General features: G+C 73.6%; 11 protein-coding genes. 8 read left to right on the top strand and 3 right to left on the bottom strand.

Annotated features, from left to right (window positions below):
• Positions 1-9 precede the first annotated feature (9 nt).
• The 7 genes from ABD126_RS09540 to ABD126_RS09510 are packed head-to-tail and all read left to right on the top strand — an operon-like array spanning position 10 to position 9198.
• Positions 10-207 (top strand): MbtH family protein, encoded by a 198-nt coding sequence (locus ABD126_RS09540; protein WP_343933347.1) that lies wholly within the window; start codon positions 10-12, stop codon positions 205-207.
• 5 nt (positions 208-212) lie between these two features.
• Complete coding sequence (locus ABD126_RS09535) at positions 213-1427, top strand: MFS transporter (protein WP_343933624.1); 1215 nt, start codon at positions 213-215, stop codon at positions 1425-1427.
• Positions 1424-4222, top strand: coding sequence for a type I polyketide synthase (locus ABD126_RS09530; protein WP_343933346.1), 2799 nt, complete (start codon positions 1424-1426; stop codon positions 4220-4222). Before ABD126_RS09535 ends, ABD126_RS09530 begins: the two co-directional genes overlap by 4 nt.
• On the top strand, positions 4219-4953 hold the full coding sequence (locus ABD126_RS09525) for a thioesterase II family protein (RefSeq protein ID WP_343933345.1): 735 nt from the start codon (positions 4219-4221) through the stop codon (positions 4951-4953). The genes ABD126_RS09530 and ABD126_RS09525 overlap by 4 nt, the downstream gene beginning before the upstream one ends.
• Entirely contained in the window at positions 4904-6607 is a 1704-nt protein-coding gene (locus tag ABD126_RS09520; RefSeq protein ID WP_343933344.1) for an acyl-CoA dehydrogenase family protein, read from the top strand. The genes ABD126_RS09525 and ABD126_RS09520 overlap by 50 nt, the downstream gene beginning before the upstream one ends.
• Positions 6604-8277 carry an amino acid adenylation domain-containing protein gene (locus tag ABD126_RS09515; RefSeq protein WP_343933343.1) on the top strand — a complete coding sequence of 558 codons (1674 nt, stop codon included), beginning with the start codon at positions 6604-6606 and terminating at the stop codon, positions 8275-8277. Before ABD126_RS09520 ends, ABD126_RS09515 begins: the two co-directional genes overlap by 4 nt.
• Positions 8278-8337: 60 nt before the next feature.
• Positions 8338-9198 carry an NAD(P)-dependent oxidoreductase gene (locus ABD126_RS09510; RefSeq protein WP_343933342.1) on the top strand — a complete coding sequence of 287 codons (861 nt, stop codon included), beginning with the start codon at positions 8338-8340 and terminating at the stop codon, positions 9196-9198.
• Here ABD126_RS09510 and ABD126_RS09505 read toward each other — a convergent pair.
• Positions 9091-10104 carry an AraC family transcriptional regulator gene (locus ABD126_RS09505; RefSeq protein WP_343933341.1) on the bottom strand — a complete coding sequence of 338 codons (1014 nt, stop codon included), beginning with the start codon at positions 10102-10104 and terminating at the stop codon, positions 9091-9093. The two genes, ABD126_RS09510 and ABD126_RS09505, sit on opposite strands and share 108 nt — an antisense overlap.
• A 30-nt stretch (positions 10105-10134) precedes the next feature.
• Between ABD126_RS09505 and ABD126_RS09500 the strand changes: the two genes are divergently transcribed.
• Complete coding sequence (locus tag ABD126_RS09500; RefSeq protein ID WP_343933340.1) at positions 10135-10866, top strand: class I SAM-dependent methyltransferase; 732 nt, start codon at positions 10135-10137, stop codon at positions 10864-10866.
• Here the strand turns inward: ABD126_RS09500 and ABD126_RS09495 are convergent.
• Together ABD126_RS09495 and ABD126_RS09490 are read right to left on the bottom strand one after the other, a co-directional pair.
• Positions 10850-11014: a DUF397 domain-containing protein gene (locus ABD126_RS09495; RefSeq protein ID WP_343933623.1), complete on the bottom strand. Its 165-nt coding sequence runs from the start codon at positions 11012-11014 to the stop codon at positions 10850-10852. The two genes, ABD126_RS09500 and ABD126_RS09495, sit on opposite strands and share 17 nt — an antisense overlap.
• Before the next feature lie 205 nt (positions 11015-11219).
• Positions 11220-12074 (bottom strand): helix-turn-helix domain-containing protein, encoded by an 855-nt coding sequence (locus ABD126_RS09490; protein ID WP_343933339.1) that lies wholly within the window; start codon positions 12072-12074, stop codon positions 11220-11222.
• Between the last annotated feature and the right edge of the window lie 83 nt (positions 12075-12157).

Here is a 12157-nt window from a genome sequence, read left to right as displayed (position 1 = left end):
AGGAAGACCATGTTCGAGGACAACGACGACCGCCACTACACGGTCGTGCACAACGACGAAGAGCAGTACTCGCTGTGGCCCGCCGACCGGGCCCTGCCGCCCGGCTGGACCTCCGTGGGCGTGGCAGGCACCAAGACCGCGTGCCTGGAGCACATCCGGACCGTGTGGACGGACATGCGCCCCAAGAGCCTGCGGGAGTTCCGGTGACCGTCATGCGCCTGCTCGGGTTCCGCAACCTGTTCTACGCGCAGACCCTGAGCCTGCTGGGCACGCAGATCACGCTGCTGGCCCTCCCGCTGGCCGCGCTGCTGCTGCTCGACGCGTCGCCCGCGCAGGTCGGCCTGCTGGCCGCCGCCGAGTACGCGCCCATCCTGCTGTTCGGCCTGCCCGCCGGGGCGTGGGTCGAGCGGGTGAAGAAGCGGCCGGTGCTGCTGGTCTCCGACGCGGCCCGCGCCGTCGCGCTCGGTGTCGTGCCCATCGCCTACGTGCTGGACGTGCTGACGTTGCCGCTGCTGTTCGCGGTGGCGTTCGTGGTCGGCCTGGGCACGCTGTTCTTCGACGTCGCCCAGATGTCCTACCTGCCGATGCTGCTGTCCGAGGACCAGTTGGCCGACGGCAACGCCAAGCTGGAGGGGTCGCGGTCGTTCGCGCAGCTCGCCGGGCCGAGCGCCGGCGGCGCGCTGGTGCAACTGGTCACCGCGCCGGTGGCGATCCTGGTGGACGCGCTGAGCTACGTCGGGTCGTTCGTCCTGCTGCTGTTCGTCAAGGGCCGCGACACCGCGACCCCGCCCGCCGAACGCCAGGGCCTGGGCAGGGAGATCGCCGAGGGCGTCCGGTTCGTCGTGCGGCACCCCGTGCTGCGGCCCCTGGCCCTGGCCGACGCCGCCGCCAACTTCGCCTTCGCCGCCGTCCTGGCGTTGCAGGTGGTGTTCGCGGCCGACGACCTGCACCTGGGCGCGACCGCCATCGGTCTCGTGCTGGCCGTGGGCAACGCGGGCGGGCTGGTCGGGGCGGTGCTCAGCGGCAGGCTCGGCGACCGCGTCCCCGCCGGGCCGCTGCTGATCGGGTCGATCGCGCTGTTCACGATCGGCGCGGCGCTGCTGCCGCTGGCCGGCGGCGCGTGGACGTTCGGGCTCGGGCTGTTCGTGGTCTACCTCGGGGTCGTCGTCTACAACGTCGTGTCGGTGACCATGCGCCAGCTCGCCACGCCGGAACGGTTGATGGGCCGCATGAACGCGACCCTGCGGTTCATCGAGTGGGGCACGCTCCCGCTCGGCGCGGTCGTCGGCGGCCTGCTCGTCGCGCCCCTCGGCATCCGCACCGTGCTGTGGCTGGCGGCGGGCGTGTGCGCCCTGTCGGTCCTGCCGCCGCTGCTGTCGCCGGTGCGCTCCCTCAAGAACACCGAACTCCAGGAGGTGCCCGCATGAACGAGGAAAGCCCCCACCTGGCCGTCATCGGCATGGCGGGCCGGTTCCCCGGCGCGCCCGACCTCGCCGGCTTCTGGACCAACCTGGCCGGCGGCGCCGAGTCGCGCGACCGCACGCCCGAGGGCGGTGACCGGTTCGACGCCGGGTTCTTCGGCTACGCGCCCAGCGAGGCCCGGCTGCTGGACCCGCAGCACCGCGTGTTCCTCGAAGTCGCCTGGGAGGCGCTGGAGCACGCCGGGTGCGACCCGACCCGGTTCGACGGCGCGATCGGCGTCTACGGCGGCAGCGGCGACACCGGGTACGCCGAAGTCCTGCGGCAGCACCGGCACCGGTTCCCCAACACCTCCGAGCTGCAGTTCCGGATGGCCGGCGGCGTCGACTTCCTGACCAGCCGGGTGTCCTACAAGTTCGGCCTGACCGGGCCGGCGGTGACCGTGCAGACCGCGTGCTCGACCTCCCTGGTCGCCATCCACACCGCCGCGCAGGCCCTGCTGGCCGGCGAGTGCGACCTGGCGCTGGCCGGCGGCATCACGCTGCACGTGCCGTTCCCGGTGGAGGAGCCCGAGTCCGGGATCATCGCGCCGGACGGGCACTGCCGGGCGTTCGACGCCTCCGCGCGGGGCACGGTGGCGTCGGACGGCGCGGGCGTGGTCGCGTTGAAACGTCTCGACGACGCCCTCGCCGACCGCGACCGCATCCACGCCGTGGTCCTCGCCTCGGCGGTGAACAACGACGGCGCGGGCAAGGTCGGCTTCACCGCGCCCAGCGTGGACGGGCAGGCCGCCGCCGTGCGCGCCGCGCTGGAGCTGGCCGACGTCGACCCCCGGACCATCGGGTACGTCGAGGCGCACGGCACCGGCACCCCGGTCGGCGACCCGATCGAGGTGCGGGCGCTGGCCAAGGCGTTCGCGGTGGACGAGACCGGGTTCTGCCTGCTCGGGTCGGTGAAGACCAACATCGGGCACACCGACGCGGCGGCCGGCGTGATCGGGTTCATCAAGGCCGTGCTGGCGCTGGACCACGAGCTGGTGCCGGGCACCGTGCACTTCCGCGCGCCGAACCCGTTGCTGGAACTGGGGTCCACGCCGTTCCGGGTGAGCGCGGACGCGGTGGCGTGGCCGCGGGGCGACCAGCCGCGCCGGGCCGGGGTGAACTCGCTCGGGATCGGCGGCACCAACGCGCACGTGGTCCTGGAGGAGGCGCCGGCGCGGGACCGCACCCCCGAGGCCGGGCACCAACTGCTGCCGGTGTCCGCGCGCGGCGCCGACGCGGTGGCCCAGGCCGGCGCCCGGCTGGCCGCCCACCTCGACCGCCCGACCCGTGCCGGCTCGACCGCCGGCGAGGCCTTGGCCGCCGGCGAGGCCTTGGCCGACGTGGCGTGGACGCTCCAGACCGGGCGGAAGGTGTTCTCCCACCGGGGTTTCGTGGTCGCCGCGGACGCCGCCGACGCCGCCGGGCAACTCACCGGCCTGGCCGCCAGACCCGCGCCGGCGACCGCGCCCGGGGTGGCGTTCCTGTTCCCCGGCCAGGGCGGGCAGCACGTCGGCATGGGTCGCGAGCTGTACCAGCGGGAACCGGTGTTCCGCGCCGAGTTCGACCGGTGCGCGGACCTGGTGCTGCCCGGCATCGACCTGCGGGACGTGGTGTTCCGCGGCGACGCCGACCGGCTGGCCACCATGAGCGTCGGCCAGCCGGCCGTGTTCGCCGTGGAGTACGCGCTGGCGAAGCTGTGGCTGTCGTGGGGCATCACACCGGCCGCGGTCGTCGGGCACAGCCTGGGCGCGTACGCGGCGGCGACCATCGCGGGCGTGCTGTCCGTGGCGGACGCGTTGAGCCTGGTGGTGGAGCGCGGACGCCTGATGGACGCCATCCCGGCGGGCGCGATGCTCGCCGTGCCGCTGCCCGAAGCCGACGTGCTCCCGGTGCTGGGCGGGCTGTCGCTGGCCGCGGTCAACGGTCCCGCGCAGTGCGTCGTCGCCGGACCGCTGTCCGAAGTGGACGCGCTGCGGGTGCGGCTGGCCCGCGACGGCGTGGACGGGCGGTTGCTGCGGATCAGCACCGCCGCGCACTCCACGCTGGTCGAACCGGTGCTGGCGGGCTTCGAGAAGCGGGTCGCCGGGGTCACCCCGCACCCGCCGGTCATCCCCTGGGTGTCCGACCGGACCGGCCTGCTGGTCACCGCCGACGAAGCCACCGACCCGGCGTTCTGGAGCGCCCACTTCCGGGAGACGGTCCGGTTCGCCGACGCCCTGGCCGCGCTGCCCGCGGACCTCGCGCTGGTCGAGGTCGGGCCGGGGCGGACGCTGTCCGGGCTCGCGCGGCAGCAGTCCGCGCCGGAGCGGGTCGTGGTGGCGAGCATGCCGCACCCCGCCGAGGACGTGCCCGGCCCGGCCGTGCTCCTGCACGCGCTGGGGACGTTGTGGCAGGCCGGGGTGGAGGTCGACTGGGCAGCGCTGCACGCCGTGCCGCCCCACAAGACCGCCCTGCCCACCTACCCGTTCCAGCGCGGGCTGTTCCGGCTCGACGCCGACGAGGAGCCCGAGGTCGAGCAGCCGGCGGCGCGGGCCGTGCTCAGCGAGACCGAACGGGTGCTGGCGGCGGCGTTCGGCGCCATCCTCGGGCTGCGCCACGTCGAGGCCGACGACAACTTCGTGGCGCTGGGCGGGGACTCGATGCTGGCCACCCGCGTGGTCGGGGTGGTGCGCGCGGACCTGGGCGTCGAACTGGGGGTGCGGGACCTGTTCCGCGCGCCGACCGTCGCCGGGCTGGCCAAGCTGATCGAGGCCAAGCGGTGAACCCCTGGCTGCTGTGCCGCCGCAAGCGCCCCGACGCCCGGCTGCGCCTGTACTGCTTCCCGCACAGCGGCGGGTCGGCGGGCGAGTTCCTGCGCTGGGCCGACGACCTGCCCGACGTCGAGGTGTGGGGCGTGCAGGTCCCGGGCCGGGGCACCCGCCTGGACGAGCCGTCGCACACGCGGATGGCCGACCTGGTGCGCGCGGTCGTGACCGAGGTCGACTTCGCCGGGCCGTGCGCGTTCTTCGGGCACAGCCTGGGCGCGCTGGTCGCCTACGAGGTCGCGGTGGCGCTGCGCGACCTCGGGCGGCCCGGCCCGGAGCGGCTGCTGGTGTCCGCGCACGAGGCGCCGCACCGGCACGTCCGCGACGACACCGCCCACCGCCTGGACCAGGCCGGCCTGATCGCCGCCGTCGAGGAGCAGTTCGGGCCGCTGCCCGCCGAGGTCCGCGACGACCCCGAGTGGCAGGACATGGTCCTCGGGCCGCTGCGCGCCGACCTCACCATCGTCGCCGACTACGAGTACCGCCCCACCCCGCCCCTGGCCTGCGCGATCACCGCGCTGGGCGGGACCGCCGACACCGTCGGCGAACCCGACCTCGCCGGCTGGGACCGGCACACCACCGGCCCGTTCGCGCTGCACCTGTTCGAGGGCGGCCACTTCTACTTCCGGGAGCACCACGATGACGTCCTCCGTCGCCTCGCCGCCGACCTTGCGGGGCTTCTTCGATGAGTTGTTCCTGGGTCGGGTGCGGTGGGACCTGCTGCGCCCCTTCCCGACCCAGGACCCGACCGACCGCGCGATCGGCGACCAGGCCGTAGCGGCGGTCACCGCGCTGGTCCGCGCGCACGTCGATCCCGAGCTGCTCGACCGCACCGGCACGCTGCCGGCCGGGCTGACCGACGCGTTGCAGGACGGCGGTTCCTACAAGCTGCTGATGGGCCCGGAGCTGGGCGGGTTGGCGCTGTCGCCGTTCAACGCGATGCGCGTGGTGCAGGCGGTGGCGAGTTGGTCGCCGGCGGTGGCGTGGTCGCTGGCCATCGGCAACGGGTTCGGCTCCGGCTCCTACCTGCCGATCGTCGAGGACGGCCCGCTGCGCGACCTGATCGAGCGGCACGTCCGTGCCGGGATCGTGTCCGGCAGCGCCGACACCGAGGCCAACGGGGCCGCCAACCACCGCCGGCACACCACCGCCGTGCCCGTCGAGGACGGGCGGGCCTACCTGGTCAACGGCGAGAAGGTGTTCATCGGCAACGGCCCGCTCGCGCGGCTGCTCGACGTGGCGTGCACGGTGGAGGTCGACGGCGTCCGGCAGATCCGGTACTTCTTCGTGGAGACCGACTCGCCGGGGTTCGAGGTCGTGACCACCCAGGAGTTCCTGGGGCTCAAGGGCGCGCCGATCGGGGTGCTGCGGTTCACCGACGTGCGGGTGCCGGCGGAGAACCTGCTGCCCGCCTCCACCGACGAAGCCCGCTACGCGCCGGAGATCGCCCGGCTCGCGACGCTGGCGCGGACGCTGGTCATCGCCTCGCCGGCGCTGGCCATCGCCAAGCTGTGCCTGGGGTGGCAGCGGGACTTCGTCACCCGGCGGGTCATGGACGACCGGCCCCTGGGCTCCTACGAGGAGATCCGGCGGCGCGTCGCCGAGACCGCCGCGGACGTGTTCCTGGTGGAGAGCGTGGTGCGGTGGGGTCTGCTCGGCCAGGACCGCGCCGACACCGGGCCGGACCTGACCGCGGCCAAGAACCTGACCTCGCTGGCGTGCTGGCGGGCGGTCGACCGGACCGTGGGCCTGCTGGGCGGCGAGGGCATCGAGACCGCGCGCAGCAAGGCGCGGCGCGGGGCCCCGGCGCTCCCGGTGGAGCGGTTCGTGCGGGACGCGCGGGGCCTGCGGGTGGCCGGCGGGGTGGACTTCCTGCTCGACTACTGGTCCGCCGAGGCCGGATTGGAGGCCTGCTACTCCTCACCCCCTCCCGCTCCCTCCACTGTGGACGACCCGACGCTGTCGCCGCGCTGCCGTGAGCACTTCCGGGTGCTGGTGGACGAAGCGGCTCGGCTGGGTTCGGCGTGCGCGCGGCTGACCGGCGCCCACTCGCGGTCCGAGCTGATGGCACGGCAGCGGACCGTGATCACGCTCGGCGCGCTGGCCCGTGAACTGCTCGGCATGGCCGTGGTGCTGGCCCGTGCCGACTCCCCCGAAACCGCCGCCCTGGCCGACATCGCGTGCTCGTCGGCGCGCGTGCGGCTGGCCGGGCTGTGGGCACGGCTCGACGCCACCGAGCCGGAGTACCCGGGTGTCGCCGACGAGCTGTTGCACGGCACCGGGTTCGACTTCCTGACCACCGACGTCGTCACCGACCTCCCTTCCGTCGAGGACCAGCCATGACCGTGCACTCCCTGGTCGCCGCAGCGGCGTCCGCCCACCCCTCCCGCGTCGCCGTCGTGTCCGCCGAGCGGTCGCTGACCTACGGCGAGCTGGACGCCCGCGCCAACGGGCTCGCGGCCCGGCTGATCGCCTCCGGGGTGCGGCCGGGCGACCCGGTCGGCGTGTTCCTGCACCGGTCGGCGGAGTTCGTGCTGGCGGCGCTCGCGGTGCTCAAGGCCGGCGGCTGCTACGTGCCGCTGGACCCGGAGTACCCGGCGGCGCGGCTGGAGTTCATGCAGGAGGCCGTGTCCTCCCCGGTCGTGGTCACGGTCGGGTCGTTGGCGGGGCGGCTGGGCGGTCCGGTGGTGCTGCTGGACCAGTTGCCCGATCCCGCCGGTCCCGTGGCCGTGCCGGTGCACCCGGACGACCTCGCGTACGTCATGTTCACGTCCGGGTCGACCGGGCGGCCCAAGGGTGTCGCCGTGACGCACCGCGGGATCGTGCGGCTGGTGGACGAGCCGGGGTGCGTGTCGTTGGCCGGCGAGACCATGCTGCACCTGTCGTCGCCTTCGTTCGACGCGGCCACGTTCGACGTGTGGGGTGCGCTGGCCAACGGCGGGCGGCTGGTCGTCGGGCCGGCCGGGAAGGTGACCGTGGCCGAGATCGGCGAGCTGGTGCGCACCCACGGCGTGACCACGGCGTTCCTGCCGACCGGGTTGTTCCACCTGGTCGTGGACGAGGGCGTGGCGGCGCTGGCCGGGCTGCGGCAGGTCGTGGTCGGCGGGGACGTGCTGTCCTCCGCCCACGCCCGCCGGTTCCTGGCGGCGGTTCCCGGGTGCCGGCTGGTCAACGGGTACGGGCCGACGGAGGTCACGACGTTCACCACGTTCCACGACGTGCGGCCGGTCGACGGGCCGGTGCCGATCGGCACGCCGCTGAACCGGACGTACGTGCGCGTGCTGGACGACGACCTGCGGCCCGCCGAGGTCGGGCAGCTGTTCGCCGGTGGCGACGGCGTGGCGCGCGGCTACCTCGGTGACCCGGCGCTGACCGCGCAGCGGTTCGTGCCCGACCCGTGGGCGCCCGGCGCACGCCTGTACGCGACCGGCGACCTGGTCCGCGCGACGCCCGACGGGCTGGAGTTCCTCGGGCGCGTCGACGGCCAGGTCAAGAAGCGCGGCTACCGCGTCGAGCCCGGCGAGGTCGAGGCGGCGTTGCGCGACGACCCGGACGTGCGCGACGCGGCCGTGGTCGCCACCGGCGACCGGGCAGACACGCGGCGGCTGGAGGCGTTCCTGGTGCTGTCGGGGCCGTTGGACGGGGTCCGGGCGCGGATCGGCCGGGTGCTGCCGGAGTACCTCGTGCCGGACGTGTGGGTGGAACTGCCCGGCCTGCCCCTGACGCCGAACGGCAAGGTGGACCGCGCCGCCCTGGTCGCGGCACCCCGGGGCAGCTCCGCGGGCGAGCCGCCGCTGACGGAGACCGAGTCGGCGATCGCGGAGATCTGGCGCGAAGTCCTGGAGGTCGAGTCGGTGGGCCGCCACGACGACTTCTTCGCCCTGGGCGGCCACTCCCTCATCGCGAACCGCATCGTGACCCGGATGCGGCGGGCGTTGGGCGTGGACATCCGCCTGGTCGCGGTGTTCGACCACCCGACGGTGGCAGGCCTGGCCGAGCACGTCTCCCGGTGACCGGGGGCGTCGCACAAGCGTTCAAGACCGCGAGGGTGCGCCGGCACTACAAACGCGGGCGTGATCGGTTTCATCGGACTCGGGCTCATGGGCCAACCCATGGCCGTCAACCTCGCCAAGGCCGGACCGCTCGTGGTCTGGAACCGCACCCGCGAGCGGTGCGCGCCGGTCGAAGCGGTCGGGGCGCAGGTCGCCGCCAGTGCCGCGGAAGTGTTCGAGCGCGCGGACGTGGTCGTTCTGATGTTGAGCGACGAACCCGCCGTGGACGAGGTGCTCGCGCGGGGCACCGGGGAGTTCGCCGGGCGGGTGCGGGGGCGGACGGTGGTGCAGATGGGCACCATGTCCGCCGCGTACTCGCGGGGCCTGGAAAGCGACATCGCGGCGGCGGGCGGGGTGTACGTGGAAGCGCCGGTGTCGGGGTCGCGCGGGCCGGCCGAGGCGGGCACGTTGGTCGCGATGGTGTCGGGTGACCGCGCGGCCGTGGAACGGGTCGGGCCGCTGCTCGCGCCGATGTGCGCGGAGGTGGTCGAGTGCGGGCCGGTGCCGGGTGCGCTGCTGATGAAGTTCTCGGTGAACCTGTTCCTGATCACCCTGGCCACCGGGCTGTCGGAGGCGTACGTGTTCGCCGAGGCGCAGGGGATCGACCTCGACACGTTGACCCGGGTGCTGGACGCCGGGCCGATGGCGTCGGCGGTGTCGCGGGCGAAGGCCGTGAAGCTGCGCGACGGGGACTACGCGCCGCAGGCCGCCGCGTTGGACGTGCTGAAGAACAACCGGCTCATCGCCGAGGCGGCCCGCGCGGCGGGGGTCGCCTCACCGCTGCTGGACCTCTGCCACGCCCTGTTCGGCGAGACCGTGGCCCTCGGGCACGGCGGGGAGGACATGGCCGCCGTGGCCCACGCCATCCGCGCCCGCTCCTGACCCACCCACTCCCGACCCACCCGGTCGCGACCCGTCGGCCAGGCCCGACCCGCCGGCTCGCGACCGGTCGGCCGGGTCCGACCCGCCCGCGTCCGACACCCCCGCGGCCCACACGGCGGGCGTCAACCCGAAGGCGCGCTTGAACATCCGGGTCAGGTGGCTCTGGTCGGCGAACCCCGCCGCCACCGCCACCTCGCCCAGCGGGACGCCCGCCCGGATCAGCCGCCGGGCGGTGTCCAGCTGGCGCATCGTGCGGAACCGGGTGGGGCTGGTGCCGAACGCCGCCCGGAACTGCCGCGCCACCGCCCACCGGTCCATCCCGGCCACCCGCTCGAACTCGGCCACCGGGTGCCGCCGCGCCGGGTCGTCGGCCAGCAGGGTCCGCACCCGGCGCACCGCGTCCAGGTCCAGCGCCGTCGGCCGCGCGGGGCCGGCGTGCTGGGTCAGCATGTCCACCACGGCCGTCGTCATCTCCGCCGCCTGCGCGTCGTCCAGCGGCTCCTCGATGTCGGCCAGCCACGACGCGACCGCGCGGGAGGCGGGTGTCGGCTCCAGCACCGGGTCGGCGACGAACGGCAGCGGCCGACCGCCCAGGGCGTCCTGCACCAGCGCGGGGTCCAGGTAGATGATCCGGTAGTCGAGGCCGTCCGCCGACCCCGCGCCGCCGTCGTGGGTCTCGTCGGGGTGCAGGACGTGCCACCGCCCCGGCGGGCAGTGCCACAGCGACCCCCGGTACCGGAAGGTCTGCACGCCCGCCAGCGTCAACCCCACCGCGTAGGTGTCGTGCCGATGCGGCGCGAACGCCACCCCGCGCAACGACGCCGCCATCCGCTCGATCCCGTCCGCCCCACCCCCGAACCGCAACCGGTAGGCGGTGCCGCGCGCGACCAGATTGTCCCCGGCCATGCGCCCACGCTAGCCGCTACGGTGGCGGGTGTGGCGGACTCCGATGACCAGTACGACGCCCTCGGCGAGGTCTACGAGCGGGCGAAGCACATCCCGACCGGTCTGGCCGAGCGGGCGACCCTGCTCGCGGCGCTGCCCGACCTGACCGGCCGGTCCGTGCTCGACGTCGCCTGCGGCACCGGCTTCTACCCGCGCCTGTTCCGCGCGGCCGGGGCGCGGCGGGTCGTCGGCGTCGACTCCTCGACGGAGATGGTCGCCTACGCGCGGCACGTCGAGCGGCGCGAGCCCGCCGGCATCGAGTACCACCGGCACGACGCGGCGGACCTGCCCGTGCTGGGGTCGTTCGACGTGGTGACCGCCGTGTGGCTGCTCGGGTACGCCGAGGACGAAGCCGCGCTGGACGCGATGGTCGCCAACCTGAAGGCCAACACCGCGCCCGGCGGCACGGTCGTCGTCCTGGTCCCCAACCCGGACGCGGACTGGGCGCTGCTCGCCGACTACGGCCGCTACGGCTACCAGGTCGAGCGCACCGGTCCCGCCGGCGTGCGGCAACCCGTCGTGGTGCGCGTGCTGGGCGACCCGCCGTTCGAGTTCGACTCGTTCTTCTGGCCCGGCGGCGCCTTCGAGGCGGCCCTGTCCCGCGCCGGTCTCGCCGACGTCACCCGGCACGAGACGGTCGTGCCGGATGACGGGCGCGGCGACCGGTTCTGGGGGGCGCTGCGCCGCAGCCCCAGTTTCGCCGTGTTCAGCGGTCGGCGATAAACCGCAGGAACCCTTCCCACACCGACTGCGGGAACGCCAGTTGGCCGCCCGCGGCATTGCGGGAGTTCCGCACGCGGGCGTTCGAACCGGCCCACGCGACTTCCACGCAGCTGTCGGTCCCGGAATGGGCGCTCTTCCGCCACAGCATCTCCGACGCCCCGCGCTCAGCGACCATCCGACACCCCTCCCTCAATGCCCCGACCTGGACGAGGTGTCCTCAGAATATCGGCGCGCGATCATCCTCCAGAACCGCCGAGTGCGCGAGCGACACTGCTCCGCTCTCAGCACCGGGGCCCGGGCGAGGTGGAATAGAGGGGCCGGCTTTCGCCGGCGTTATGGAGTTGGCGCAGGGCTCAGGTCGGCATCTCTCCCATCAGTCGGTGGAGCAGCGCGTCGAATTCGTCGGGTGTCGTGGCCAGCGCCTCCAACTCCAAGAACATCTCCACGTAAGTGCTGACCTGCCTGGGGTTGTTCTGGATCACGGTGACTTCGCCCGGCCACTCCAGGTAGACGACGTGGTCCAAGTCGCCGGTCTCGAACTCGAAAACCTCGAAGTTGCCGCGCATGGCGCGGTAGATGCCCTTGTCGAAGGAGAGCACCTGGATCGAGACGTTCGGCCGCTTCGCGATCTCGCTGAGCCTCAGGAGCTGCTCGCGCATCACGGCCGACCCACCGACCCAGCGCCGCAAAGCCGCTTCGTCCATCACGAAGAACGCCTTGACCGCCTCGTCGCCCTCCAGGATCCGCTGGCGTTCCATGCGCAGTTTGACCTTGTACTCCAACTGGTCCTCGGTGGAGTACAGCCGCAGCACTTCGCGCGCGTAGTCCTCGGTCTGGAGCAGGCCGGGGACGATCAGCTGCTGGTACTGCCTGATCAAGGACGTCGACGCCTCGAACTCCAGCAACGTGACCATGTCGGGGGACATGGTGGCCTTGTGCTTGTCCCACCACACGCGCTGGCGGCCGGCGCGGGCCGTCTGGACCAGGTCGTCGATGAAGTCCGGTGACTCGCCGTAGAACTGGAGCAGGGCTCGGAGATCCGTTGTCGAGATGTTGACCGCGCCCGTCTCGATACGGATGACCTTGGATGTCGACCAGTCAAGGGCCTCGGCGACCTCCCGTTGTGTGCGCCCAGCCCGATCGCGCGCCTTGCGCAACTCGGTGCGCAGACGACGCTGCTGGACCACAGGGTTGCTCACCTGCGCCACAGAGATCCACCTCTCAGACTGCTCTCATGCCATCTGCTACGTGGCATATAGCCATCCGCTCGACCGCTTGGTAACGTCATGCT

This window comes from Saccharothrix mutabilis subsp. mutabilis (genome assembly GCF_039521145.1).
In the GTDB taxonomy this organism is placed as follows: domain Bacteria; phylum Actinomycetota; class Actinomycetes; order Mycobacteriales; family Pseudonocardiaceae; genus Actinosynnema; species Actinosynnema mutabilis.
The sequence above is the reverse complement of the archived record's forward strand: the minus strand, read 5'-3'. Positions and strand labels throughout refer to the sequence as shown.